This window comes from Sphingomonas sp. BK481 (assembly GCF_014194875.1).
GTDB classification, from domain to species: Bacteria; Pseudomonadota; Alphaproteobacteria; order Sphingomonadales; family Sphingomonadaceae; genus Sphingomonas; species Sphingomonas aerolata.
This window is the reverse complement of record NZ_JACIAP010000012.1, coordinates 1-23,878: the sequence shown is the minus strand read 5'-3', so window position 1 is coordinate 23,878 and position 23,878 is coordinate 1. Positions and strand designations below refer to the sequence as shown.

Here is a 23,878-nt window from a genome sequence, read left to right as displayed (position 1 = left end):
ATCACCCAGCGAGTTTTCGCACGGTCTGTGAACCTGATCGAGACAGTCCACGTCGGCAGCTTAGACTTTTTCAACAGCCACGACCTGTTTTGACGACCCCCTGTGGGAATCGCGTCACCGGCGCGATCGGCTGAGAGGTCCGCTTCGGAATGTGACTTCTCAAAACCCATCGCCAATTGTAATCCCGATCTATGGGCCTTGTCGATGAGTTTTGAGAAAAATCGATGCTGATTGGGTACGCGCGCGTGTCGACAGCTGAGCAGGATCTGACGATGCAGCTGGACGCGCTGGCCAAGGCCGGCTGCGAGCGGTCGTTCTCGGACAAGGCGAGCGGCGCGAAGATTAGTCGGCCCGGGTTGCTCGAGGCCATCAGCTACGCGCGGGCCGGCGACGTCCTGGTCGTCTGGAAGTTGGATCGCCTCGGTCGCACCATGAAGGGTCTGGTCGACCTGGCCGCCGAGCTCGAGGAGAAGGGCATAGGCTTGCGATCGATCACGGACGGGATTGATACGTCTGGCACAGCCGGTCGGTTGGTGTTCAACATCCTCGCCGCCATGGCGCAGATGGAGCGTGAACTGGTCAAGGAGCGCACCACAGCGGCGCTTGAGGTAGCCCGGCGTCGAGGGCGATTCGGCGGTCGAAAGTCCGTCATGACCGATGATCGTAGAAATGCGGCCGAGAGCTTGTTGAAAACGCAGATGACGCCGCGTGAGATCGCCGGGGCGATCGGCGTCTCGCTCTCGACCTTTTACCGCCATTTTCCTGGGAAGTGACTGCCGGTCGCGTCTGGGTTCGCGGCGGCTAGTAACGTGAGATCGTCCTATGGACGCGAACCCCGTCCCGGCCACTACCGGGCTGACACAGGGTCGGCTGCTGCATCGGCTTCCGTATCCTGGTCGAGATCTGCGATCGTTGAGGCGTGTCCCTTCGTGAGGTGCGCCGCTGGAGGGGATCTGAAGCCCTCGGAACCGAGAAATTCGTACTTGATGTAGCGATCGCTCTCGATCCGCTCGAGAACGGCATTGATGACCGCTTCGCGAGAAGGGAGCTGAAGCCGCTGCTGGAGGCGTTCCGCGATTGCAACAGCAATCGGAGACAACGCGATCGTCGAGCGGCGATAACCAGCCTGGTCCTCGCGCTCCTTCTTCAGTCGCATAGATCGGGTGCTGCGTTTTAGAGGCTGATCGTCGTTCGTCATAGGGCGACGACATTCTGCCAGGGTCAGGCGCGACGCAATACGGCTGCTGCATACCGAAGCAAGGCTGGGCCGGGCTGCACGGCGATCAACGCGCGGCTCACTGCGCGTGGGTGTCGAGACTGGCGCCCGCCCCGCCGCGAGCAACGTAAGTAGGATCCTGCTGGGCACGATAGTCGGTCAGCATGCCTTCGTAGAGGGTCATCGTCTTGTTCAACGATTGAAGAAAGACGGGGTCGAAATAGATCATCGGCTCGTTGAGGATATCGACGGCGAAGAAAGCTCGGATCACGTCGATTTCGAGGATCTCGGCGAGTTGATCGATCAGGTGGCCGGTTAACGGCGTTCTTCCCGCCTTGATCTTCACGACGAGGCTGAGGCTTCGCCCGAGACGATTCGCCACTTCTGGGTTGGTCAGGCCGCGACGCCGCCATTCCTCTCGGAACAGCGTGAGAAAACCCCGTTGTCTGTCAGCGCTGACGGCGAATGCCTTGCCTTGGTGGTACATGGTGCGACCCCCTCACCGGTCGCAATACTCCAGTATTCCGAGGATTTGTCAATCAGGCTCGGCGACGGGAAGATATGAACAATCCTTAAATGTTCCATGAAATACGGCGAGCAGTGCTATTACGAAGGCGAGCCGAGTTGGGACTGGATGATCGGTGTACTGCATGGCTAGGTCACGCGCTTGCTGGAACATCGGTTTTTGGCTGAGCGGAATGCGCAGCGTGACCCGGACATCGCCCGGTAGATCGAGCTCCTGAGCCTCCTCTACCAACGCTTTCGGATTCTCTGCACAGAGGAAAATCTCCATCCCTTTCAGTGCGGTAGCGGACACGCTCTCGAACGCGAGCGTGTGATGCGAGTGGATACGAATGGCGTGACTCGCGAGCCGGAAAACCGACTTATCGAACGTGAATGTGTAGATCACCTGGGACATAGGCGACCATATTCCTTCCCCCAGGGGATAGGCCATACCCGATCAGCAATAGCCCCAAGCGCCGGTTGTCGGCGGATGCAGCTCACTCGCCCATCCTTCACAAAGGCGATCGCAAGTAAACAGGGTAATTTTTTTATCCTGTAGGGGCCTGCGCGTCCGGTCGCACCGATCCGGATCGATCTCCCTGAGCACCGCAACTGCGAACAACAGTGTTACAATCGCTGTCACAGACAAGGTAACTTTTTTCCTCTGTTCAAGTGTTACGATTTCGTTTTTTTTATCAGCGGCGCAGCAATTCGCTTCGTCTATCAAGGGGAAAGAGCATGTCTGCACTTGCGATGCCGAAGGAGGGTCGTACCAACGCCGTCCTTCTCGGTCTGGCAATCATCGCCATGGTGATGGTTCTGGGCGCGTCGGCGGCCTTCGCCGGCACCGATACGACGTTCAATACCGCTCTGACGAAGTTCACGGACTTCCTCGAGGGCTCGGGCGGCAAGATTATCACCGTGATGAGCCTCGCCGGCGGCATCGTCGCGCTCGCGTCGGGTCGCTTCAGCCTCGGCCAGGTGGCCGTTCCCGTCGCGGTCGGCGTCGGCGCCGGCACCGGCATTCCGATCGTCACCTCGACCGTCACTGCGACGATCTGAGGCGCGGCTGGAATCAACCGCTGGGAGGGCGGCTTAGCTTATGGACCGGTATTCCATCCCCTCGCATCTCGACGACCCGGAGCTGATCGGCTTCTGGACGCTGGACGAGTTCCTCGCGATGGCGATCCCCTTCATCTGGGGCATCCTATCGCAGCACGTCGTGATCGGGTTGGTGGTCTCGTTGCTCGGGTGGTGGGGGTTTCGGAAACTCAAAGCCGGGAAGGCCTCGTCGTGGATTCTCCACATGGCCTACTGGCATCTCCCGTCGAGCTTTACCGGGCTTAAAGCGACGCCGCCCTCTCACCTTCGCGTGATGGTGGGCTAAATGGATTACAGTGTCGGCCTCGCGCAGTCGCAGCGGGTCATCAAGCAACGCAACATGCTCGGCATCGTCGCGCTCGTGCTGGCGGGCCTTGTCGTCCTGCTCTTCCTGGTGGGCGCGACACGCGACCGGGAAATCGTGCTGCAGCCGATCGTGCGCACACCGCTGACGCTCTCCTCGAGCGGGGTCAGCAAGGATTATCTCGAGATGGTCACGCGCGACACCGCGTTGATGACGCTCAATCGATCGCCGGAGAACCTCCAGTATTGGATGGACTCGATACTCGCGATCGCCACGCCCGAGAGCCACGGCGCGCTCAAGCGTGATCTCATGAAGATCGTCAATGAGCAGAATGGCTCGACGATCAGCCAGTATTTCACCCTCACCGGCATGAAGGTCGACCCCGAGGGTCTGACCTCTGAGGTGAGTGGGACACTCCACACTGTCGTCGGTTCGAAGTCGGTCACCGCCGAGCCGAAGATCTTTCGTTTTTACTGGGCGTATCGCGGCCTCTCCCTGCAGCTGAAGGGCTTCGGGATGGTGAGCAAGGCCGACAAGGACGGCGCCGCACTCGGAGACGCGTCATGAGCCCTCTGCTTGCATACGGTCTTATCGGCGCTGGAGGAGCGGTCACCAGTCGGTGGTGCCATCTGTCGCGATTGATCGGCGGGTGCATGATCGTGGTTGGTGGGGTTGCGCTCGCGGCGCCAGCTTTCGCAGACGAGCACGTGCTGGCGCGCGACAACAGCGAGGTCGCCTGCACAATGTCCAAGTCGGGGCTGACTCGCGTCAGCCTCAAGGACGATCGCTTTGCCAGCGTCTCCAAGCTCACCACCGGCGTCGACAGCGAGGACTTCACCGTCGTCAATGAGCCCAACCGCGGCGATATCTACGTCTCGGTGCCTGAAGGCTACTCCCGCGCGACGGTCTCCTTCTTCGGCACAACGGCAAAAGGCTACGTTTACAAGTTCTCCTGCCGCCTCGCCGGCGACGACGCACAGCAGGTCTTTGTCGAGAACAAGGACGTCGAAACCGAGAAGCAGACGCAGGTCGCTTCCGCGGCGCCGACCCCGCAGGAGGCATCCGCGAACCTCGTCCAGGCGATGTACGAGAATGCCAATCTCGATGGCTTCGAGATCCGGCCCGCGTCGATGGCGGCCGTAATGATCGGCGCTCTCAAGGTGCAGATGATCTCAGAATACCGCGGCGCGCAGATCGCAGGCCGGGTCCTGCGGATCCAGAACACCGGCAAGGCGCCGGTATCGCTCGGTGAGGGGACGATTGCGCCGTCTAACGCGATCGCGGTCTCGGTGCCGCACCCTGACCTCAAGCCCGGTGAAGCCACCACCGTCTACATCGTCACGCCTTCGGGCCTCGCCAACGGAGTGCGGCCATGAGCCTCAGGGACATCTTCAATCGCAACAAGGCCAAGCAGCTCGATGCTGAGCCCGAGGAGGGCGACGACACCGGCATGATGGCCGGCAATGAGGCCGTTCGGAAAAAGCAGACGATGTGGTTGTCGATCATCGCCGGCTTCATCGTGCTGTTCGGAGGTTGGTACATCCTCAAGCCGTCAGGCAAGGCCACGATCGCGCAGACCGACGGCAAGGACGTGACGATCGCGACCGACGACATGGTCAACCGCAACATGTCTCAGCGCGAGTGGCAGGCCTCTTCCGAGGCGCAGATGCAGTCCATCAACAATCAGCTGAAGTCGGTCGATGGCCAGGCGGCGCAGATGCGCGCGCTTCAGGAACAGGTCGCGGCGCTGCAGGGCCAGAACCAGTCAATGGCCTCCGATGGCCAACGGGTCATGAGCGCCTACCAGCAGGAGAACGACCAGCTGCGCAAACAGATTTCCGACCGTTCCACCACGCCTGCACCAGCGCCGATCCCGACCCAGATGTACGGAGCCGGGCAGCCGAACTTCCGCACTCCCGGTGGAGCAGCGGGTCCGATGACGGCAGGGGAGGCGGCTGCGGCTGCGGTCGCTTCGCGCCAGATCAAGCTCGTCTCGTTCGAGGGTGGTCCCACCGGCACCGCCACCCGGATTTCCGGTGGCACCACTAGCTATACCGACAGCCCGAACTACCTGCCGCCCAACTCCATCGCCAAGGCGAAGGTCATCGTCGGCGTCGACGCTTCTGCGGGTGTCCAGTCGCAGTCCGATCCTCTGCCCGTCGTGCTGCGCATCACCGGACCGGCACGCTCGGTCTATCGGGACGGCAAGCTGCTCACGACACGGATCGAGGGCTGCCTCATCAACGGCGCGGCGCGCGGCGATCTCTCATCCGAGAAGGTCTATGTGAAGCTGCAGCGGATGACCTGCCCGCAGTCAAACGGCCGCTATGCCGTGTCGGACGTGAAGGGCTTCATCAGCTTCGCCGGCAAGACCGGCGTGCGCGGCCGGGTCGTCAGCCGCGAGGGTGGCCTGGTCGGTCAGGCGTTCCTTGCCGGCGTTGCGGGCGGCATCGGCCGCGGTTTCGCAGCCAACGCCAACTCGTCGCTGCTCGGCTCGAACATCACGGTGAACGGGAAGCGTCAGATGCTCGGCGCTGGCGAGCTCGCAACCGGCGGCATCGGCAACGGTGTCGCGGAAGCCGGCGACATGGTCAGCAAGTATCTGATCGAGCGTGCCGAGCAATACCAACCGGTAATCGAGATGCCCACCGGCATCGATGTCGAGATCGTCTTCCTCGAGGGCGTCTTCATCCAGAACTGAGCGGCCTCGACTAGGTCGGAAAGGCGGAAGAGTTATGATGCAGGGTTTGGGATCGTTGTCCCTCGCGGCCATGGCGGCGCTTCTCACCGGAAGCGCGGCGGCTCCCGACGGCGAAATCGTCAAGGCGGCGCTGGCCAAGAGGCTGCCTAAAACGCAGGTGACTTCGGTCGACTGCTCCAAGGTGGAAGGCTTGTGCGAGGTCGTCGCCGGGTCGAACCTCTTCTACGTCGACAAGTCGGCTCGTTTCCTTGTCATCGGCCGCGTCTACGACATGCAGACGCGCCAAGACCTGACCGCGGCGCGGTTGCTCGCGCTCAACCCCGACATGCTTGTTGGCGGCTCCGCGAAGGCGAATAGCGCGGCCGATGCGCCCGACGCACCGCCGGCGTCGGTGGGCGCGAGCACGCGCGTGACCCAGGCGGCGTCGCCGCAGCGCCTCGACCTATCAGTGCTGTCGAAGAAGGGCGCGATCGTCTGGGGCTCGGGCGCCCAGACGGTGACCGTCTTCTCCGACTTCCATTGCGGATACTGCCGGGCGCTCAGCCAGTCGCTCGAGTCGATGAACGTCACCGTGATCGAGCGCCCGATCTCGGTACTGGGGAGCCGCGAGGTTGCAGATCTCGTGCTGTGCGCGCGCGACAAGCATGCGGCGGTTCGTGCCGCCTATGCGCAGGACGAGATCCGCACGGGTCCCAAGTGCGACACCAGCGGGCTCGATGAGAACGAGGCGTTCGCCAAGGCACATGGCCTCAACGGTACGCCGGTCATCGTCCGCTCGGACGGCGCGGTGATGGAGGGCTTCAAGCCGAAGCCTCAGCTCGAAGCATGGTTGAAGGGAGCGAGGTCGTGAAGAGCGATGTCATCTACCTGCCGGCAGGCCCGGTGCCTGCGCCGCGGACCCGTCGCAATCGTCTGCTGACGGGGATCGCTCTCGCCGTCGCCGGGCTCGGCATGACCAGTTGCACGACGTTCGGTACGAACATTTCGGGCAAGTTCGGCTGCGGCGCGCCTGCAGGGGGAAGCTGTGCGCCAGCGACCGTCATCGACGACAAGGCGCTGGCCGAGATCACCGGCGACACTAGCTTCCGGCCGGCGGTGCAATATCAGCAGGGGCCGGTGCGACCCGCTCCGCAAAGTGTCGCGATCGCGGCGGCCGGGCCGGTCGGGGTCGGGCCGCAGAAGGTCCTGCGCATCGTCTTCCCCGCGCACACCGACGGCGCTGGACGTTACCATGAGACGAGCGTCGTCCAGGCGGTGGTCGACACCGGCCAATGGGTGGCGGCGACCAACGGGCATGGACCGGGCCTCGCTGCCTCGACCACACTGAACGTCAGCCCCGATATCCTGTCGCAGCTGGGCGCGCCGATCGACGCCGTGACCGCGAACGAGCAGGCGACCGCCGAGCGCCTGGTCGCGGATGCGCCGGCGGTGCCCCTTGCCGGATCGACCGCACCAACCGTCGGTGCGGTCGCGGCCGCGCGAGCCAAAGCAAAGACAGGTCGCCCTCTTGCCGCGACCAAGACGCCCGCGCCGGTGCCGACACCCTCGACGACCGTCGCAGCGGCAGCGCCCGCAGGGCAGCGGATCGCTTCCTCGTCGCCGACCAATCGGCCTGCGCGCTTCAGCCCGAACGTGGAGGACTGATCCCATGGCAGCCAAAAGGGGGTTTATCGCCCGGATGCTCGGCGACACGCGTGGGACGGACGAGGGTACGCCCGCCTTTGACGCGCCGATGCTCTCGAATTGGCTGCCGTACCGCAGCTACGACGCTCGACACGATATCTTCTACCAGACGAACTCCATCGGCTTCGCACTCGAGCTCGCGCCTCTCATGGGTGCAGACGAGCGAACCGGCGAGATCCTGGCTCAGCTTCTCTCCGAAAGCATCCCATCAAACGCGCGGGTCCAGATCCTCGCGTTCCAGAGCCCGCGCGTCGGCAAGCTGATTGCGCAATATGCACTGCCGCGTTTCAAGGCGGGCGGCGTCCACCGCAAGATCGCGGAGCATCGTTCAGCGTTCCTGCGCCAAGGCGCGTGGGTATCGATGTCGAAGGATGGTCCCTTCCACGTCCGCAATCACCGCATCTTCCTCTCGGTCTCGATCGCGAGCGGCAAAGCGACGCCCGAGGAGCTTGTCGGCGTACGGGACGGCATCGTCTCGACCCTTCAGTCGATCGATATGCCCTCGGTGAGGATGAAGCCGGTCGACCTCATCTCGCTGATCGATGACATCACCGCTCCCGCGTTCAACGTGGCGGAAGAGGTCCTCGAGTATTCCGAGCTCGATCCAATCGCCGATCAATGCATGCGTCGGGACGTGCAAACCGTGGTGCAGGCGGACCGGCTGCTCGTCTCGGTCGAGCCGCTTCGCGCGGTCACCAATCTGTCGGGTGAGACAGCCTACGAGGAGATCCGTCCGGACACGTTCGACTATCGCTTCTTCTCGGTCCGCAACCTGCCGAACCGCTGGGCGCCGTGGGACGTCCAGAAGCTGATCGGCGACATGTTCTCCGACAAGCTGCGCCCGGGGTGTCCGACGCTCACGTCGCTCTGCCTATGCTACCAGGACGAGCAGGCCGCATCCTCCAAGGCCGGCTATAAATTCATGCGCACCTCGAGCCTCGCTGACTCCAAGTCGGCGCGACTTCTCCCGCAGCTCAAGGATCAGAGCCGTGAGTGGGAGCACGTGACGCAGGAGCTTCGCCTCGGCAAGAAGCTCGTTCAGGCCTATTATTCGGTCGGCATCATCAGCCCGAAAGGGCAGGGCGACGCCAACGAGCGCACCGTCAAGTCGATGTACAAGGCGGCAGGATGGGATCTGCTCGACGAGCGTTTCCTTCAGATCATGGCGTTCATGTCATGCCTGCCGATGACGTTGGGCAACGGCATCGACAGCGACCTGAAGCGCATGAAGCGCCTGCGCACGATGCTCACCAGCACGACTGCGAATATGCTCCCCATCCAGGGTGAGTATCTGGGCGGCCACCTGCCGCACCTGATGTTCGTCGGGCGGCGAGGGCAGCCCTTCTTCTGGTCGCCCTTCGAGAACAAGGCGGGCAACCACAATGTGGCGGTGTTCGGCAAATCCGGCTCGGGCAAGTCGGTCGCGCTGCAGGAGCTGTGCGCCGCCTTCGCCGGCGTAGGTGCGAAGATCATCGTCATCGACGACGGTCGCTCCTTCGAACACATGGCCAAGAGCCTCGGCGGCAATTTCGTCGAGTTCCGCCTTCGCGACGGCTTCAGTCTCAATCCCTTCTCGATGATCGACGAGGCGCTTGTGGCTCAGGACGAGGACTATCTCGTCGACGCGCTTGCGATGCTTAAGTCGATCATCGGGCAGATGGGCCGTCATATCGACAAGCTCAATGACACCGAGCGCGGCTTGATTGACCGGGCGGTAAACCGGGTGTGGGAGGCAAAGGGTCGCGGCGGTAGCGTCGATGACGTGGTGCAGGAGCTGCGCACTGACGGTAGCCCGCAAGGCACCGATCTCGCCATCGCCATGTTTCCGTTCTCGTCTGAGGGCACCTACGGCCAGTTCTTCGTCGGCGAGGCGTCGGTCGATATGTCCAACGCGCTCACCGTTTTCGAGCTGTCCGACCTGGCCAGTCGCGAGGAGCTGCGCTCGGTCGTTCTCACCGCGATCATGTTCATGTCGAGCCAGACGATGCGCCGCATGGATCGCCAGATCCCCAAGGCGCTCTTGATCGACGAGGCGTGGCAGATGCTGCGCGGCGGATCGATGGCCGATTTCGTCGAGACGTACAGCCGTACGTGCCGCAAGTACGGCGCCTCGCTCATCACGGCCACGCAGAGCCTGAACGACTACTACAAGTCGGAGGGCAGCCTTGCGGCGCTGGAGAACAGCGACTGGTCGGTCATCTTAATGCAGAAGCCCGACACGATCTCGGACTTCCAGAAGCACGGCCGGTTCGACATGGACCCCTATACCGAAAGCCTTCTGCGATCGCTGAAGCGAAATGGGGCTGAATATTCGGACATCATGATCAAGGGGCCGGACAGCCAGGCGGTAGGCCGGCTCGTCCTCGATAAATATTCGGCCACGCTCTACTCCTCTAGCCCGCAGACGTTCGCCGCGATCGAGCACCTGATCGAGCAAGGCTTCTCGATGGACGAGGCGATCGAGCGCGTCGCGTTTCCGGAACAGTATCTGGAGGCTGCGGAGTGACCGCCACCAACGAGTTCGGCTTCGACAGCGACTGGCATGTCGCAAGCGGCCGGGACAGGACAGTCCGCTGGCAGCGCGACCTACGCCGGGCGATCGCCGACACCAGCTACATCGCGCTGCGGTTCTCGGGCTGGCTCGCCATGACGACGCTGGCCGCGCTGGGCGTCACCGTGCTGTTCTTCTTGATGCTGGGCAATTTCACCCCGCTCGGCTTCTTCTCCCAGGTCGCCAATTTGGGGTCGCACTTCGTTGCGGCTGACGCCGCGCGGCGCGCGACGTTCGTCGGCGAGCTGCGCATCGTTGCCCTCCTCATCTTCGGGGTCATCGCGCTGCTGCGCTGGCAGCTGCTCTTCGCGATCCTCGTTTCCTCGAAAGGCCCTCGTCATGGTTGACGTCCTCGACAAGCCCACGCCGGCCGCGGCCGCTCATCCGACATCACCCAGCGAGATGCTCGATCGTCCCGGCCTCGACGTGCCGAGCGCGCGCAAGCCGCCTCTTGCAACACCGCCGGCGACGAAGAAAGCCGAAGGCCTGCCTCCGATCACCTGGGCCATGGCAGCGATCGCGATTGCCATGCTGCTCTGGGGTGCTTGGGTCACGAAGCATATCGCCAGTCCCGCTGCTGCAGTGCCGATGGCGAGCGTCAGGCTCGAGGCGATCGTCAGCGAGTATGTTCAGGCGCAGAGCCACAGCAATGGCCAACCCGACGCCGTAGCGGCGCAAACTCGCGCTTTCATGGGCACGCTTGACCAGGAGCTGCAGAAGATAGGGGCCTCGGGTACGACGGTGCTCGTCGGCGAGGCCATCCTTTCCAAGAACGTCCCAGACATCACCGATCAGATCCGCCGTGCGGTCTATGCGAAGGTCCCGCTTCCCGTGGCCTCCGCAGCCCCGCCGGCTGGTCCCTCGGTCGGCGCGGTTACCCCATCAGCCTCCGGGGTAGCCGCGCCGATCGCGCCGGCCGCATCGCCGTTCGCATCGCCGCCACAGGGCTCCGGGCTCGACGCCGCGATCGCGCCCTCCGTCACGGGACAGGCCGGTGGCCAGTAACGCCACCTCTCTCGGCCCGATCCCGTCGGAGAGGGCCGTCCGCCCCGACGCGCTGGCGCGCCGCGTGCTCTTCACCAAGCGCGTGCGGCAGTGGAGCGCGGTCGCGCTGATGGCTGTCGCCTGGGCTTCCTACAACACCATCTCGGACTGGCAGAAGCACAACGCCTTCCTCATCAACGCCAGCGATAGCCTCCCGAACTGGGCCTTCTTCGTCCACCTCCACCATACACCCGCGAAAGACGACTACGTCTTCTTCGCACCGCCCGCGAACCCGCTCGTGCGGCGCCATTTTGGACCGGACTCCGGCCCGTTCGGAAAGCGAGTCATCGGCATGCCGGGTGCGCTCGTCGAGCACCGGGGATCTGACGTCTATGTTGATGGCATCCGCGTTGCCCATATGAAGCCGTTCACCCGCACCGGCGAGCCGCTCACCCCGGGACCGGTCGGCCGCGTGCCGCGTGGCTGCTACTATGTGGGCACTCCCCATCCCGACGGGTTCGACAGCCGTTATGCCGAGATTGGCTTCGCCTGCGCGAACCAGGTGATCGGAACCGGGACGCCGATCCTGTGAGCTCGCGTCGCCTCCTCGCTGCGAGCATGTTCGCCTCCGCGTTGGTCGCGAGCTCTTCATGGCCGCTCGTCCAGGGCGCGCTAGCCCGTGATCACGGCGTGATGGGTCAGACCTGGGGTATCGCCGAGCCTGACCTCCTGACGACGATCGACGGCCGTCTCAAGGCACTGCAGGCGAACGGAGGAATCGAGCGCATGCAGGCGACGATGCGCGCGAACGCCGAGAACCGCGTCCGTAATCCACTGGCCGTAAGTGGCATCATGCCGGTTCGCGAGGCGAAGAGCTGGACCTTCGATCCCTCGATCGTGCTCGATCGGGATTTGCGGGACGTGAAGGGCAACCTCGTCGCGGCGGCCGGCACACGGGTAAATCCGCTCGCATTCGTTTCGCTCAAGACGGACCTCGTCTTCATCGACGGCCGCGACGATGCGCAAGTCGACTGGGCGCTTAAGCGCTGGAGCGCGACGGCTGCCAAGATCATCTTCGTCGCCGGGTCGCCTTTCGAGCGCATGGGCGAGAAGAAGCGCCGCTTCTTCTTCGACCAGCAAGGCAAGCTGACAGGTCACTTCGGCATCACCCACGTCCCCGCGATCGTCGCGCCAGAAGGCCAGGCGATGCGGGTCAGCGAAATCGAGTTGCCGGGAGGCGCGTCATGATGTGGCTCGACATGCTTCGGACGCCGATGGCGGCGCCCGAGACACGCTCGCTCAAGAGCATGCGGTTGACGATCCTCGCTTCGTCGGCGCTGTTGATGCTGACCATCCTCGCGTTGGCGCCGTTGCGTAGCGCGATTGGCGTGGGGGCAGGGGGGATCGCAGCCGCGTTACTCGTCATGCTCGTCATCCTTGTGCCGGTCTATGCGACCGCCAAGAACCGAGCGGACAACGCCTATCTCGATCAACTCGGTGCGGCGCACGAAGCTGGTGACGCCGCATGATCCGGCGCTTGCTCGCCTTCCTCAGCGTCATCGCGGCGTTCGCCTTGTTGCCGGCGCCGGCGAGCGCAGTCCCATCGAACTGCACCGGCAAGTTCGTCAATCCGATTACCGACGTCTGCTGGTCGTGCCTGTTCCCGCTGTCGGTCGGTGGCTTGCATATCTGGCCGGGATCGCGGCCCGATACCAAGAACCCCGATCTCCCGGTCTGCGCCTGCGGCAGCCCGGTGCCGCGCATCGGCATCGCGATCGGCTTCTGGGAGCCAGCACGCCTCGTCGACGTGACGACAAAGCCGTGGTGCTTTCCGAACCTTGGCGGTCTTCGGCTCAACCCGGGCCTGGACATCGGGCAAGGCCAGTACACGGGGCCGCTGATCAGGGGGGGCTCCACCCAAGCGTCGGCGAACTGGCAGGCTCACTACTACGTCTATCCGCTGCTCTACTGGCTTGAGATCCTCACCGACTTTGCCTGTTTCGAGCAAACGACGTTCGACGTCGCCTACATCACGGAAATCGATCCGCTGTGGAACGACGACACGCTGACCACGATCATCAACCCCGAAGTCGCGCTGTTCAACAACCCGATCGCGGTCGCGGCGTGCGCGGCCGACTGTGCTGCGGCCACCGCTAAGCTGCCGATCGATCAGATGTTCTGGTGTGACGGCTGCAACGGCTCGATGTTTCCGATGAACGGGAACGTCGCTGCGCACAATTCGCCTGTTCAATCGTCCCGGCTCGCCGCAGAGCGGTTGTTGTTCAAGATGCACCGGCAGGGTCTCGCCTGGGGCACAGCGGGCTCCAAGGCGCTCTGCAACAAGTACATCATGCCGATCCTAAAAAAGTCGCAGTACCGGATCCAGATGACGAACCCAACGCCGACCGTGAGCGGGAAGTACGCCTGCTCTCCGATCGGTGCATCGACACTGCCGCCAGATGCCGGCCGCGCGTTCCCTGTGGGAGGCGAGGACTTTGGCTACCTGCTCTGGCGCAAGCGCAACTGCTGCATGCTGTGAGGGCCGGACCGATGCGCAAGATCCTCCTTTCCGCAGCCGCGCTCGCCACGCTAGGCACCGGCGCTGCCGTGATCGCGCAGACGGTCGAGGGACTGAACCTCGACGCAATCCGGGCTCGCTCGGAGACGATGTCGGCCGACGCGCAGGCTCTATCCAACGAAGTCCAACGCCGCGGCGACGCCTTCCGCAAGGACGCGGAGACTGTCCACGCGGTCGCGATGGAGAAGGTTCGGACGATCGATCGCGCGGCCCTTCCCAAGGGACCGACCGGCGCCGTCGACTTTGATGAGATGATCCAGACGGCCTCGGCGAACATGAAGGATAATCGCGGCAGCGCGCCGCAATTCATGGTCTTCGTCTCGACATCGATGCCGGAGCAAGCGCTCAAGCAGATCATCGCGGACACCTCGGCGGCAGGAGGCGTGGTGGTGTTCCGCGGCTTCCCGAACAACTCGGGCAAGGCCTTCATCGCCGCGCTCTCGAAGGTGGTCACCAAGGATCAGCAGTTCGCATCGATCGGTATCGATCCGCGCCTGTTCCGTGCCTTCAACGTCGATGCGGTGCCCGCCATGGTGGTCACCTCCACGGACTTCACACCTTGCGACGGCCTCACCTGTCGCAGCGAGCCGCCACCTTTCGACCGCATCGTCGGCAATGTGACGGTTCGCTATGCGCTCGAGACCTTCGCCGATGCGAACGGACCTGGCGCGCTGATCGCAAAGACCGCGCTCGGCAACCTCGGCCGGGCTCCCTGACCATGACGGGGGGCCGCCTCATCCTCGCCGGTTTGGCCGCGTTGCTGGCGGTTCCCGTCGCGCTCGATGCTCAGACGAGCGGACAGCCGCAGTCCCAGTCTGGTGGCGGCTATTACGACATGGGCGACTATTCCTATTTCAACGAGCCCAAGTCGGCGACGCCCGCGCCGACGCCCACCCCGACGCCCCGGGCAAATGTCACGACAGCCAAGACCCTTTCGGTAACCCAGGCCCCGAGCCAGACGAATGCGCAGGCGGCCGTGAGCGCGCAGGCGGCGCAGCAACCTACCGCGCAGATGGCGGGACAGCCGTACGTCTACCCCAAAGGGGACCTGGACAAGGCCAGGGCAGACGCGAAAGCGCTCGCCAAGCCGGCTCGCGCGAATGCCGCCAGTCTGCCCACGTCGACGCCTCTGACCGACGTTCCGGGCTACTCGCCGAACGCAAACCCAGCGGAAGCTTATGCCGACGACCCTGACGGGTTAACCGCGGCCGGCAATGCCGCGGTAGGCAGCAACGATGCTTGGAAGATGGTCACCGACCCGGACCGTGTGAAGGTGACCCTCGCGCCGAGCGAGATCGCGCGGGCGCAGGATGTTGAGAAGGATCCGAACAGCTTTCTCGATGGGCAATCGATGGGGGCAACTGACGGCAGCTGCAAACCTCTGCCCCCGGGTGGCAGCGCGGGGTATTACGAAGCGACTTGCAACTCGGGCACCAAGGTCGAGGAAGGCGAAGCGGTCTGCCGTACGCCGCTCGTCGTCGACGTGACCCCTGGGTCGACCAAGTATGTCTACACTTGCGAGAACTGGATCGGTCGTCGCCCGACGTCGAACGACAACACCTCGCGCCGCTGCACGCCTGCGTTTACCCAGCCCGTGGCTCAAGGCATCTGCCGCGAGCGGTCGCGCACCACCGTCCTTTATGACGTCTGCCGCCAAGGCACGATCACTAAGTGCTTCGAGCCTGACTCCGAAGAGGGCGAGGAGATCACCTACGAGTGCGATTCTCCGGCAGTGGCGCGTTATTATGCGACGGAAACGGTGGGTCAGGTCGTCAGCGAGCGTCGCAACGAGGCGATGTGCAACGCGACAACGTCAGGCAAGACGTGCCAGCTCAAAAGTGAAACCTGTGTCGATCCGGATCCGACCACCCGAACGATCAACGGTGTTCAGGTCACCCGCGCGTGTTGGAACTGGGAACGCAGCTACACATGCACCAGCATGACGCAAACCTCGGATTGCGCCAGCCTGGCCGGCAATCCGAAATGCACCTACGTCCGCGACGAATGCCTTGATGATCCGCAAGATGGCCCCTGCAAGGTTTCGACCAAGGTCTACAAGTGCCCGCTTCCTGACAAGCAGGACGACGCCAAGCAGTATATCTGTGGTAGTGATGTCTATTGTATCAATGGAGACTGCGAACCCGTCGAGCGCGAGGCATCGACCGAGTTCAAGGATGCGGTCGTCGGGCTCCACGCCCTGGGGCAAGCCAATGCGGAGTTCAACGAAAGCACGCTGACGCTGTTCTCGGGCACGCGCGAGACCTGCAACAAGAAGATCTTCGGCGCCTCGAATTGCTGCTCGGGCAAGGGCGTACCGCTCTTGACCCCTTGGTTATGCAGCTCTGCCGAGAAGCAGCTCGACCAGAAGGACGACAAGGGGCTGTGTCATAAGCTTGGATCCTACTGCTCTGACAAGGTGCTTGGCATCTGTGTCACTTCAAAGGATGCATATTGCTGCTTCGCCTCGAAGCTGACCCGCATCCTGCAGGAGCAGGGCCGCCCGCAGCTCGGCAAGCCTTGGGGCAGCGCCAAGAAGGGCACCTGCGAGGGCTTCACGATCGACGAGTTCTCTCGTCTCAACCTGTCGGTGATGGACTTCTCCGAGGTCGTCGCCGAGTTCACGGACGCCGCCAAGCTTCCGGACGAACTCGCGACCTCGACCATGATCCAGCAGCGGATCAAGGACTATTACGAAACGAGGAAGCCGAAATGAGCGATGTGGCGCCCTTCGACCGTCATCGCCGCTTCACCGACATGTCGGTCATGGAGTTCGCGTTGCTGATCGCCCTGATGCGGGTCGGTCCGCATCCGCTGGCCTTTCTTCTGCCGACGCTGGACGCGTGGTTTGACTGCAAGCTCGGCGTCTCGGATCTCGAGCCGACGGCAGGTCGGCTCGAGAGGGCCAACTACGTGCTGCGTCGTGGCGACACCCTCTACCCGCGCCGGCACACCGCAGGGATCGTGATGGGCCTCTACGGCTCTCTGTTCAGGGTCCTCGCGGACGACATGACCAAGCTCATCTCGGCGCATGAGCCGAACATGCTCTCGACGATGAAAGCGTACCTCGACCGCAAGGCGACCGAGGACCGGAACCAGGACAAGGACGGGGATCAATAATGCGCACCACACTCACGCTCGCTCTTGTTGCGTCTCTCACGACGGCAGCAATTGTGCCGCCTGCGGCGATCGCTCAGGCCCGGTATGCCGAGGAGCCGATCGCCGGCGTCGAGGGGCCTGGCGATCTGCCTGACAGCGTTTCCATGCAAGGGCAGGGCGGTGTTGACGGCGATCGGGAGGAGGAGGATCGTCGTACCGCGAGCCAGACGGGCGATGCTTTCTACTGCCAGCAGCGCAAGCTCGGGACCTGGTTCTATTGCGACAAACCAAAGCCGAGCCCTGCCGATCGCAAGGCAGCGCAGCCCGCGCAGTCCGCGCAGTCCGCGGCCGAGCAGCTGGCGGCGATCGGTAAGGAACTGGACGAGAAGAAGGCGAGGGCGATCCTCGACCCGACACCGGAGAACGTCTCGTCCTACATCAGCTACCAGCGCCAGCAGCTAAACCGCGCCTCGTCGTTTGCGGACATGTGGCGCCGCTCGATCTGGCAGAATCCGGAACTGGATTACACGCTGCAGCGACCGGTTAACCAGCTGGGCAAGCGCACATGGCTCGATACGCGCACGGCGGACAAGAACCGCGTCTTGGGCTCAATCTCCAAGCGGTACGGGGTCTTCTACTTCTACTCGTCCGCCTGCGCCGCGTGCGAGGTGTTCGGGCCGATCATGCGTAGCGTGTCGGATCGCTTCGGACTGACCGTGATGGCGGTCTCCCTCGATGGCGGACCCTCCAAGACGTTTCCGAACTTCACCGTCGACACCGGCCAGTATCGCGCCATGGGCATGCAGGGCGGCCAGGTGCCGGCGCTTGTCCTCTTTGACACTGTCACCAAGCGACCGATGCCCATCGGTTACGGCGTCATGGCCGCGGATGAGGTGATGGACCGCATTTTCACTCTGACCAGCGTCGAACCCGGGAGCGACTTCTGATGCGCCGCCTGATCCAGTGCTTCACCCCGCGCCGGCTTGCGAAACTCGCTGCGGCGACCTTCGCGCAGCTGACCATGCTGCTCGCGGTGTTTGGTCTCGTCTCGCAGCCGGCGATGGCCGACGTCGGATCGGAGATGAACAGCTACTTCAACGCGGCTGGCTCTTCCGCGAACGTCACCGGTCCGGCTGCGTTCAACGGTCAGTCGGCCGGATACTACTCAGGCGGGTCGGTTTGGAGCCGTTTCCCGCAGAAGTCGATCAATCCGGTTAGCGTGGCATTGCCCTCCGCGCGCGCCGGCTGCGGCGGGATCGATCTCTTCGCCGGCAGCTTCAGTTTCATCAATGCCGACGAGATGGTTGCCACGCTGAAGGCGACCGCGAACAACGCGATCGGTTTCGCCTTCCAGCTCGCGATCGACAGCATATCTGCGCAGATTGGCGGTGTCATGAAGGACATGAGCCAGCGCGTGCAGGCCCTCAACGCGTTCAATATGTCGAGCTGCGAAGCCGCACAGCAAGCGATCGGCTCGATCTGGCCGAAGATGGATGGCGCAAGCTCGACGATTTGCCAGCAGGTTGGTGGTGCCAAGGGCTTCTTCTCCGACGCCGCCTCGGCACGTCACGGCTGCACCAACAAGGGTGAGCGCGAGGATACGATTGCCAAGGGCGGCGACGACGCCGAGCTCGTTCAGTCGAAGAACTATACCTGGTACGCGCTCAACGCGAAAAGTGCGACCAAACCATCAAAGGAATACGCCGAGTTCTTAATGACAATGGTCGGCACGATAATCTACGATTCGACCAAGAAGGCCGACAGCATGGGCGGGTTCCGATTCATCGCTCCTGCAAGCTGGGACACGTACCAAGCCCTTCTTGATGGCACGGCATCGGCGCCGACCGATGTTTGGTCGTGTGACACTACGGACGACAAGGGCTGCCTTTCGCCGAGATCGGAAAAACTCAGCATCCCAACGGAAGTGGCGCTGCGTACCCGCGTCCTGAAGATGATGGATAGCATGAGCGCGAAAATTCGCTCGAACGCGGCATTGTCTGGCGACGAGATCAACCTGCTCGGCATGACCTCCATCCCGCTCTACAAGATCCTCGTCGTGAACGAGGCAGCGCACATGGGCCTCGGCTCCGGCGACAAGGCCACACTCTCCGAGATGGTCGCGATCGATCTCCTCATTTCGATGCTTGATCGTATGCTCGACACGATCTCCCAGGCGCAGCAGGGCGCGAACTACGTCTCGACCACCGAGTTCGAGACATGGCGCAAGCAGGTCGACAGCGTGAAGACCGAGCTTGCGCGGCGCAGCACGAAGATGGCTGGCGAGGTCCAGAACACCTACCGCGTGATCCAGCAAACGCAGTTCCTAGAGTCCACGCTCAAGAACACCATGAGCCCGCAGATGACCGCCTCGCTCCGTTTCGGACGCGGGTTAAGCTCGCAGGGTCTTCGGTAAGCGACAGGGCAGGGAGCCAGGACGATGGGCGCGCTCGAGGTTTTCACGATTGGCGGGGGCGAATACATCGTCAACGTCCTGAATGCGGTCGCAGCATGGTGCGGGGGCGGAGGCTACCGCTCCATGCTGCAGGTCGTCATGGTGATGGGGCTCACCTACTCGCTATTCGTCGTCGCCTTCTCGCTGGATTGGCGGGCTTGGTTTAACTGGTTCCTCCAGTCGACCCTCATCTACATGATGCTGATGGTGCCGACCGTGACGATCAAGGTCACGGACCGGATCAATCCGGGGCTGGCGCCGGCCGTGGTCGACAACGTGCCTCTGGGCCTCGGTGTCATGGCGTCGTTTACCAGCCAGGCAGGCGACTGGCTGACTCGATCGGCCGAGACAGTTTTCGTCATGCCGAACGCGCTCGCGCTCTCGACCAACGGGATGATCTACGGCGCGCGGTTGATGGATAAGGCTCGCACCTTCGAGCTGACGAACAGCGTGTTCCGCGCAAACATCGACGAGCACCTGAAGCAATGCACGTTCTATGACGTACTACTCGGCTTCAAGTCGATGAACCAGCTTACGAAGTCCAATAAACTCTGGGAAGACATCGGTCCTGGTTCGCCGGCGCGTAGCCAGCGTTGGATTACGTCAACTGGCCCCGACACGACGGAGAACTCGATTATCCCGTGCAACGAGGCCTACTCGCGGATGAACAACCAGTGGAAGGCCGAGTACGACAACGATATTCCCTGGTTTAGCAAGAGCGCCTACCCCGGCGTGGCCGATGACATCGCGGCGGAGCGCCTGAAGAACGATCTGCCGATCGTCGCGGCTCAGATGCACGGCTCGAGCAGCGACGCGTATGGCTATTTGCGGCAGGTTTCGATGATCGACGCCTTCCTTGCGGCGCGGGAGAGCTTCTCCGAGGCCGGGTGGGATGCCTATGCGGCGCAGCGCGCTGACGCCCAGGCAAAGAACACCTATACCTCGATCGCGCAGCAGGCGATGACATGGGTCCCGCTGCTCGGCATCGTCCTCACCGTCGTCTTCTACGCCATGTTCCCGGTGCTCTTTCCGCTCTTTCTGTTTCCGCGCACCGGAGTGCAGACGCTAAAGGGCTACGCGACCGGCTTCTTCTACCTCGCCTCGTGGGGGCCGCTCTACGTCATCCTGCACATGTTCGTCATGAGCAGGGCGGCGAGCCTGTATCATGCTGTCTCCCCTAACGGGCCAAGCCTCCTTGTGGTCGACGGCATGGCGAGCGTGAACGAGTCCATCACGACTTTGGCCGGCTTTTTAATGATGAGCGTGCCGTTCATCGCCGGCGGCATGGCGCGCGGCGCCATGGCGATCGCGGGACACGCGACGTCGATGCTTCAGCCCGCACAGAGCGCTGCCGAGCAGGCCGCGACCGAGCGGACGACCGGCAATTACTCGTACGGCAACACCTCGTTTCAAAACCTCACGGCTGGAAACACTCAGGCCAACAAGTTTGACGATCAGCCGAAGTTCAACTCCGGCTATGCCTCTAGCTCCTTCACGAATGCCGATGGCGGCGTGACGTATGGCTTCTCCGACGGGTCGAACTCGTTCGACACATCCCAGGGTATATCTCGCCTCGGCTTCCAACCCACGCGAACGGCCGGTTTCGACAGTCAGATGAGCCGCGCTCTTTCGGACGGGCAGTCCCACACCGAATCGTTGCGTAACTCGGCATCCCAATCGTGGAACGCGACAGCGACAACAGCTACCGATCTGCTTACCGCCTCGGAGCACCGCCGCGGCAGCTCGACCGAAACGGGCTCGGGCTTCAATAACAGCGTAGCAAAGATGACGGATGCGTCGCGCAGCCTTGCCACTGGCCTTAGCCATCGCTTCGGCTTGAGCGAAGCTGATGCTCAACAGGTCGCTCGTGCTTCACAGACCTCGGGGGAGGCCAGCGCTGGTATTGAGGCTCTTAAGAAGCTTTGGGGTGTCACCGGAAGAGCCGGCCTGAGCGGAAAACTAGCTTCGACAGCAATCGAGAACACTAACCGCAATGTCTCGGCAGACAATGCCTACGGCGAGCTAAACGAGTATCTAAATAGAGAAACTAACACGATACAGGCTCGAGCAGCCCGTGACGATTTCTTCCGAGAGACTAGCACTAGCGGTGACAGCGAAGTGCGATCGCTTTCCCAAAAGCTGGGGGTTAGTGTCGGCGAGTCGCGGTCCGCTTCTCTTGAAGCCACTCGCGCCGAGGAGACCTTTCAGCGCGTCAGCAACGACGTCCGCGAAGCGTCCTCGAGAGGCTGGTCGCTCAGCCGAAACGAAACGCAAGAGTTCGTCACATACGCGCAGGAGCGGCTTCTGCAGGACGACAACCTATCACAGTCGGGCTGGACGCCCGGCATGGTCATGCCGCGCACTCCACAGCAGGAGCAGGTTCGCGATATCCTCTTGAGCGACTTCATGGACCGGCGGGTATCGGCAGTGCGTGAGGAGCTTGGTGTCAACGTCCCTGATCGACTGAGCAACAACCTGCATGGACCCGCGTCGACCACCGCGGCGGGTGTTCAGCAGTGGGGAGGACGCCGAGCTGGTGGCGTTGCCGCGCAAGGACCAGAGGTCTCAGTCCGTGATAGCTCTCGTGACCACGATCTCGCCGGTGAGGTGTCTGACGCAATACCGAATGCGTCCGCGCGGATCACTCGCGGCGCCTTCGATGTTGGGAACCAGGTCGATGACGCCAGAGGGACCGCTGGGCGACTTGGCGATCATGTTCGTGAGCGGAACGATGCGTGGATCCCGACGACGCTGCCGGGCGTCGAGGGCGCCCGTGATTGGGCGCGCGACACGCTGGGCGTGGGCCAGGGGACGAGCCACGTTTATGAACTACCGCGGGGTGAGCGCGCGATCCTACCGATTTCGGGCCGGCTGAGCTCGAACATGGGAGGACGGATTGATCCGGTGACGGGGCAGCCGGGTCACCATCATCGTGGGGTGGATATCGCTGCTGCGGCTGGCACCCAGATCCGAGCGCCCGCATCTGGCCGGGTCATGAAGAACGAGTTTCAAGAAGGCGGGGCCGGAAACTACCTCGTGCTACAGCACAGCGATGGATCGCAGAGCAAGTACTTCCACATGCAGGACCGTTCGGCCTTTCCAGTCGGAAGCAGTATCGAAGCGGGCTCTGTTCTAGGTCGGGTCGGGACCACAGGTAGGTCGACCGGTCCTCATCTCCATTACGAGCTATGGAAGGATGGCGCCCCGGTCGATCCTAAGAAATATCAGCTCAAGAACGGCCGGGAATGATGAAACAGGCGACCAGCATGAACACTAGAATGGCCACGAAGAACGCTTTTGCGTACCTGTTGTCTTCGACCTCGGCGTGCTCGGCCGTCACGGGGCGAGGTGCATCGTAAAGTGCCTCGCGTCCCACATGTGTCATTTGATCATACACGTTGTTCGGATTGAGGTAGCCGTTATTAGTTGAAGCCGAGCTTGGATCTCGCCAGTCCATCTGGCCAGTATCATGGTTCAACATGGCCGCTCCTCCTGCACCCAATCGGCCCATGCGGACACGATTTACGCTTGCAAAGCGTAGCAGACCAGATTGAACTAGGCGAGGAGTTTCCCGCGTTTGTTCTTCTCGACGCTACAGGGAGCGCGATGACGGTGAACGAGGCAGATAAGGACCCTCGCATCGCCGCCCGATACGAGGAGCTGTTGGCGGTGCACCTCGGCTTCTACGAGGCGCTACGGCTGCGCGAACGGCGACCGAGAAGCGCTGCCCAGCGGCAGTTTCAGGATGTTGCCTGGGGAAAAGCCGAACCGGTCAGCGATCACGAAAAAGCTTACGTCTGGTGTCACTGTTCATGTCAATTGAGACTCTTTGCAACCAATTGAGACCAGTCTCACCTTGGTTGGATTTCGTAGATTGGCGAAAATTGTGTAAGCCAATGTAGTAGAATGGAAAATAAGACCTCGTCCCGAAAGAGGCAGGAGAACTGACAACCGACAACGTGGATGACCTTCTGACGAAGGGAATCAGACGGTCTCAGCCTCATCGTCCGTATATTGGCAGATTACCTGATGGGTCGGATTGCCGGTGGAAGGACGTTCAACGATAATAGTCTGGTTTTTTAGCGTAGATGGGAGAAGCTGAGAGCCGATCTGCGCAGCACCAGTTATGCCTCCAGCTTGGATTAAACCGAATAAATCCGTAGTCAGATTGTGCTCGCGATCGTTCCGCGCCAAACGGGGATCTAAATGTTGCAAATTGGTTCGAGGCGACGCTACCCACGTCGTGAAGTCAAGATGGACATCTCTCACTTAAGGCAGCACGGGGCGGCTGTGATCGAGAGGAGTCGGATGGATCGGATCATCGTAACTCGGGGCGGAAAGCCGATCCTTGTATTGATGCAATGGGAGGCGTTCCGTGCGCTCAAACAGCGGGCAGGTGAGAATGTCCGGACATTTCGGTCAACGCACTTTTTCCGAGCCGAAAGGCGCCAAAGCGCGACTTGGCGTCAAAGTGCTGCAAGATATTAGCGACCTGGTCCTCGTCGATAAGATCGACGAACTATATCTGAAAATGAACCATTTGGTCGGAGTGTGCTAGAGCGGCGAAAAGGCGCGACGGTCGCGGCTTTCGAACGGTTCGAACGGTCTCGAACGGTCGTGTCCCGGGTGGTGGTGTAGCTCAGCGGTAGTGAAGCTGACCGGCCGCGCGCTATCATCCAGCGCTGTAGCGGCCGGTCAGGTTCACGGG

The 23,878-nt window shown here is 62.5% G+C and carries 26 protein-coding genes; 22 read left to right on the top strand and 4 right to left on the bottom strand.

The window, feature by feature from the left end; all coding sequences use genetic code 11:
* The first annotated feature begins 224 nt into the window (after positions 1 to 224).
* Complete coding sequence (locus FHY04_RS18350) at positions 225 to 773, top strand: recombinase family protein (RefSeq protein WP_133192347.1); 549 nt, start codon at positions 225 to 227, stop codon at positions 771 to 773.
* 74 nt (positions 774 to 847) lie between these two features.
* Here FHY04_RS18350 and FHY04_RS18345 read toward each other — a convergent pair whose 3' ends face one another.
* The 3 genes from FHY04_RS18345 to FHY04_RS18335 form a co-directional block, all read right to left on the bottom strand.
* Positions 848 to 1,198 carry a hypothetical protein gene (locus tag FHY04_RS18345; protein ID WP_133192346.1) on the bottom strand — a complete coding sequence of 117 codons (351 nt, stop codon included), beginning with the start codon at positions 1,196 to 1,198 and terminating at the stop codon, positions 848 to 850.
* Between the two features lie 97 nt (positions 1,199 to 1,295).
* On the bottom strand, positions 1,296 to 1,703 hold the full coding sequence (locus tag FHY04_RS18340) for a helix-turn-helix transcriptional regulator (protein ID WP_133192345.1): 408 nt from the start codon (positions 1,701 to 1,703) through the stop codon (positions 1,296 to 1,298).
* Positions 1,704 to 1,751: 48 nt separating this feature from the next.
* The gene (locus tag FHY04_RS18335) at positions 1,752 to 2,135 is read right to left on the bottom strand and encodes a hypothetical protein (protein WP_133192344.1); all 384 of its coding nucleotides are present in this window, start codon (positions 2,133 to 2,135) and stop codon (positions 1,752 to 1,754) included.
* 392 nt (positions 2,136 to 2,527) lie between these two features.
* On the opposite strand from FHY04_RS18335, the gene FHY04_RS18330 reads away from it, so the two are divergent.
* The 20 genes from FHY04_RS18330 (at position 2,528) to FHY04_RS18235 (ending at position 22,419) form a co-directional block, all read left to right on the top strand.
* A complete protein-coding gene (locus tag FHY04_RS18330; RefSeq protein ID WP_232307963.1) occupies positions 2,528 to 2,782 on the top strand; it encodes a hypothetical protein in 255 nt (84 codons plus the stop codon).
* 40 nt (positions 2,783 to 2,822) lie between these two features.
* On the top strand, positions 2,823 to 3,107 hold the full coding sequence (traL, locus tag FHY04_RS18325; RefSeq protein ID WP_133192342.1) for a type IV conjugative transfer system protein TraL: 285 nt from the start codon (positions 2,823 to 2,825) through the stop codon (positions 3,105 to 3,107).
* Positions 3,108 to 3,692, top strand: coding sequence for a type IV conjugative transfer system protein TraE (locus tag FHY04_RS18320; RefSeq protein WP_133192341.1), 585 nt, complete (start codon positions 3,108 to 3,110; stop codon positions 3,690 to 3,692). It abuts the gene before it with no gap.
* Positions 3,689 to 4,501, top strand: a complete 813-nt coding sequence (locus FHY04_RS18315) for a type-F conjugative transfer system secretin TraK (RefSeq protein ID WP_133192340.1) — start codon at positions 3,689 to 3,691, stop codon at positions 4,499 to 4,501. The genes FHY04_RS18320 and FHY04_RS18315 overlap by 4 nt, the downstream gene beginning before the upstream one ends.
* Entirely contained in the window at positions 4,498 to 5,826 is a 1,329-nt protein-coding gene (locus tag FHY04_RS18310; RefSeq protein ID WP_133192339.1) for a TraB/VirB10 family protein, read from the top strand. The genes FHY04_RS18315 and FHY04_RS18310 overlap by 4 nt, the downstream gene beginning before the upstream one ends.
* A 70-nt stretch (positions 5,827 to 5,896) precedes the next feature.
* Positions 5,897 to 6,676 (top strand): DsbC family protein, encoded by a 780-nt coding sequence (locus tag FHY04_RS18305; RefSeq protein WP_260171623.1) that lies wholly within the window; start codon positions 5,897 to 5,899, stop codon positions 6,674 to 6,676.
* Complete coding sequence (locus FHY04_RS18300) at positions 6,673 to 7,470, top strand: conjugal transfer protein (protein WP_133192337.1); 798 nt, start codon at positions 6,673 to 6,675, stop codon at positions 7,468 to 7,470. The genes FHY04_RS18305 and FHY04_RS18300 overlap by 4 nt, the downstream gene beginning before the upstream one ends.
* A gap of 4 nt (positions 7,471 to 7,474) precedes the next feature.
* On the top strand, positions 7,475 to 10,015 hold the full coding sequence (traC, locus tag FHY04_RS18295) for a type IV secretion system protein TraC (protein ID WP_133192336.1): 2,541 nt from the start codon (positions 7,475 to 7,477) through the stop codon (positions 10,013 to 10,015).
* A complete protein-coding gene (locus tag FHY04_RS18290; protein ID WP_183937395.1) occupies positions 10,012 to 10,407 on the top strand; it encodes a hypothetical protein in 396 nt (131 codons plus the stop codon). The genes traC and FHY04_RS18290 overlap by 4 nt, the downstream gene beginning before the upstream one ends.
* Positions 10,400 to 11,065 carry a TrbI F-type domain-containing protein gene (locus tag FHY04_RS18285; protein WP_133192335.1) on the top strand — a complete coding sequence of 222 codons (666 nt, stop codon included), beginning with the start codon at positions 10,400 to 10,402 and terminating at the stop codon, positions 11,063 to 11,065. Before FHY04_RS18290 ends, FHY04_RS18285 begins: the two co-directional genes overlap by 8 nt.
* Entirely contained in the window at positions 11,055 to 11,636 is a 582-nt protein-coding gene (locus FHY04_RS18280) for a S26 family signal peptidase (RefSeq protein WP_311725525.1), read from the top strand. Before FHY04_RS18285 ends, FHY04_RS18280 begins: the two co-directional genes overlap by 11 nt.
* A gap of 26 nt (positions 11,637 to 11,662) precedes the next feature.
* Positions 11,663 to 12,292, top strand: coding sequence for a type-F conjugative transfer system protein TraW (traW, locus tag FHY04_RS18275; protein WP_133192334.1), 630 nt, complete (start codon positions 11,663 to 11,665; stop codon positions 12,290 to 12,292).
* Positions 12,289 to 12,573: a hypothetical protein gene (locus FHY04_RS18270; protein ID WP_133192333.1), complete on the top strand. Its 285-nt coding sequence runs from the start codon at positions 12,289 to 12,291 to the stop codon at positions 12,571 to 12,573. Before traW ends, FHY04_RS18270 begins: the two co-directional genes overlap by 4 nt.
* Positions 12,570 to 13,583: a conjugal transfer pilus assembly protein TraU gene (traU, locus tag FHY04_RS18265; protein ID WP_133192332.1), complete on the top strand. Its 1,014-nt coding sequence runs from the start codon at positions 12,570 to 12,572 to the stop codon at positions 13,581 to 13,583. Before FHY04_RS18270 ends, traU begins: the two co-directional genes overlap by 4 nt.
* An 11-nt stretch (positions 13,584 to 13,594) precedes the next feature.
* On the top strand, positions 13,595 to 14,338 hold the full coding sequence (trbC, locus tag FHY04_RS18260) for a type-F conjugative transfer system pilin assembly protein TrbC (protein ID WP_133192331.1): 744 nt from the start codon (positions 13,595 to 13,597) through the stop codon (positions 14,336 to 14,338).
* 2 nt (positions 14,339 to 14,340) lie between these two features.
* A complete protein-coding gene (locus FHY04_RS18255; RefSeq protein WP_133192330.1) occupies positions 14,341 to 16,335 on the top strand; it encodes a conjugal transfer protein TraN in 1,995 nt (664 codons plus the stop codon).
* A complete protein-coding gene (locus FHY04_RS18250; protein ID WP_133192329.1) occupies positions 16,332 to 16,739 on the top strand; it encodes a hypothetical protein in 408 nt (135 codons plus the stop codon). The genes FHY04_RS18255 and FHY04_RS18250 overlap by 4 nt, the downstream gene beginning before the upstream one ends.
* Positions 16,740 to 16,882: 143 nt before the next feature.
* Entirely contained in the window at positions 16,883 to 17,665 is a 783-nt protein-coding gene (traF, locus tag FHY04_RS18245; protein WP_409349179.1) for a conjugal transfer protein TraF, read from the top strand.
* The gene (locus FHY04_RS18240) at positions 17,665 to 19,131 is read left to right on the top strand and encodes a conjugal transfer protein TraH (protein WP_133192327.1); all 1,467 of its coding nucleotides are present in this window, start codon (positions 17,665 to 17,667) and stop codon (positions 19,129 to 19,131) included. The genes traF and FHY04_RS18240 overlap by 1 nt, the downstream gene beginning before the upstream one ends.
* A 24-nt stretch (positions 19,132 to 19,155) precedes the next feature.
* A complete protein-coding gene (locus FHY04_RS18235) occupies positions 19,156 to 22,419 on the top strand; it encodes a conjugal transfer protein TraG N-terminal domain-containing protein (protein WP_133192326.1) in 3,264 nt (1,087 codons plus the stop codon).
* Here FHY04_RS18235 and FHY04_RS18230 read toward each other — a convergent pair.
* On the bottom strand, positions 22,400 to 22,651 hold the full coding sequence (locus FHY04_RS18230) for a hypothetical protein (protein ID WP_133192325.1): 252 nt from the start codon (positions 22,649 to 22,651) through the stop codon (positions 22,400 to 22,402). The genes FHY04_RS18235 and FHY04_RS18230 overlap by 20 nt on opposite strands.
* A gap of 125 nt (positions 22,652 to 22,776) precedes the next feature.
* On the opposite strand from FHY04_RS18230, the gene FHY04_RS18225 reads away from it, so the two are divergent.
* Positions 22,777 to 23,013, top strand: coding sequence for a hypothetical protein (locus FHY04_RS18225; RefSeq protein WP_240699133.1), 237 nt, complete (start codon positions 22,777 to 22,779; stop codon positions 23,011 to 23,013).
* The last annotated feature ends 865 nt before the right edge of the window (positions 23,014 to 23,878 follow it).

What these genes read in the sequence shown, in the direction of transcription:
- FHY04_RS18235 (WP_133192326.1), top strand. Translation starts at nt 19,156, where the DNA reads ATGGGCGCGCTCGAGGTTTTCACGATTGGCGGGGGCGAATACATCGTC.
- FHY04_RS18315 (WP_133192340.1), top strand. Translation starts at nt 3,689, where the DNA reads ATGAGCCCTCTGCTTGCATACGGTCTTATCGGCGCTGGAGGAGCGGTC.
- traF (WP_409349179.1), top strand. Translation starts at nt 16,883, where the DNA reads ATGCAAGGGCAGGGCGGTGTTGACGGCGATCGGGAGGAGGAGGATCGT.
- FHY04_RS18320 (WP_133192341.1), top strand. Translation starts at nt 3,108, where the DNA reads ATGGATTACAGTGTCGGCCTCGCGCAGTCGCAGCGGGTCATCAAGCAA.
- FHY04_RS18340 (WP_133192345.1), bottom strand. Translation starts at nt 1,703, where the DNA reads ATGTACCACCAAGGCAAGGCATTCGCCGTCAGCGCTGACAGACAACGG.
- traW (WP_133192334.1), top strand. Translation starts at nt 11,663, where the DNA reads ATGTTCGCCTCCGCGTTGGTCGCGAGCTCTTCATGGCCGCTCGTCCAG.
- traU (WP_133192332.1), top strand. Translation starts at nt 12,570, where the DNA reads ATGATCCGGCGCTTGCTCGCCTTCCTCAGCGTCATCGCGGCGTTCGCC.
- FHY04_RS18310 (WP_133192339.1), top strand. Translation starts at nt 4,498, where the DNA reads ATGAGCCTCAGGGACATCTTCAATCGCAACAAGGCCAAGCAGCTCGAT.
- FHY04_RS18255 (WP_133192330.1), top strand. Translation starts at nt 14,341, where the DNA reads ATGACGGGGGGCCGCCTCATCCTCGCCGGTTTGGCCGCGTTGCTGGCG.
- FHY04_RS18345 (WP_133192346.1), bottom strand. Translation starts at nt 1,198, where the DNA reads ATGACGAACGACGATCAGCCTCTAAAACGCAGCACCCGATCTATGCGA.
- trbC (WP_133192331.1), top strand. Translation starts at nt 13,595, where the DNA reads ATGCGCAAGATCCTCCTTTCCGCAGCCGCGCTCGCCACGCTAGGCACC.
- traC (WP_133192336.1), top strand. Translation starts at nt 7,475, where the DNA reads ATGGCAGCCAAAAGGGGGTTTATCGCCCGGATGCTCGGCGACACGCGT.
- FHY04_RS18285 (WP_133192335.1), top strand. Translation starts at nt 10,400, where the DNA reads ATGGTTGACGTCCTCGACAAGCCCACGCCGGCCGCGGCCGCTCATCCG.
- FHY04_RS18350 (WP_133192347.1), top strand. Translation starts at nt 225, where the DNA reads ATGCTGATTGGGTACGCGCGCGTGTCGACAGCTGAGCAGGATCTGACG.
- FHY04_RS18330 (WP_232307963.1), top strand. Translation starts at nt 2,528, where the DNA reads ATGGTGATGGTTCTGGGCGCGTCGGCGGCCTTCGCCGGCACCGATACG.
- FHY04_RS18335 (WP_133192344.1), bottom strand. Translation starts at nt 2,135, where the DNA reads ATGTCCCAGGTGATCTACACATTCACGTTCGATAAGTCGGTTTTCCGG.
- FHY04_RS18305 (WP_260171623.1), top strand. Translation starts at nt 5,897, where the DNA reads ATGGCGGCGCTTCTCACCGGAAGCGCGGCGGCTCCCGACGGCGAAATC.
- traL (WP_133192342.1), top strand. Translation starts at nt 2,823, where the DNA reads ATGGACCGGTATTCCATCCCCTCGCATCTCGACGACCCGGAGCTGATC.
- FHY04_RS18250 (WP_133192329.1), top strand. Translation starts at nt 16,332, where the DNA reads ATGAGCGATGTGGCGCCCTTCGACCGTCATCGCCGCTTCACCGACATG.
- FHY04_RS18270 (WP_133192333.1), top strand. Translation starts at nt 12,289, where the DNA reads ATGATGTGGCTCGACATGCTTCGGACGCCGATGGCGGCGCCCGAGACA.
- FHY04_RS18240 (WP_133192327.1), top strand. Translation starts at nt 17,665, where the DNA reads ATGCGCCGCCTGATCCAGTGCTTCACCCCGCGCCGGCTTGCGAAACTC.
- FHY04_RS18225 (WP_240699133.1), top strand. Translation starts at nt 22,777, where the DNA reads ATGACGGTGAACGAGGCAGATAAGGACCCTCGCATCGCCGCCCGATAC.
- FHY04_RS18230 (WP_133192325.1), bottom strand. Translation starts at nt 22,651, where the DNA reads ATGTTGAACCATGATACTGGCCAGATGGACTGGCGAGATCCAAGCTCG.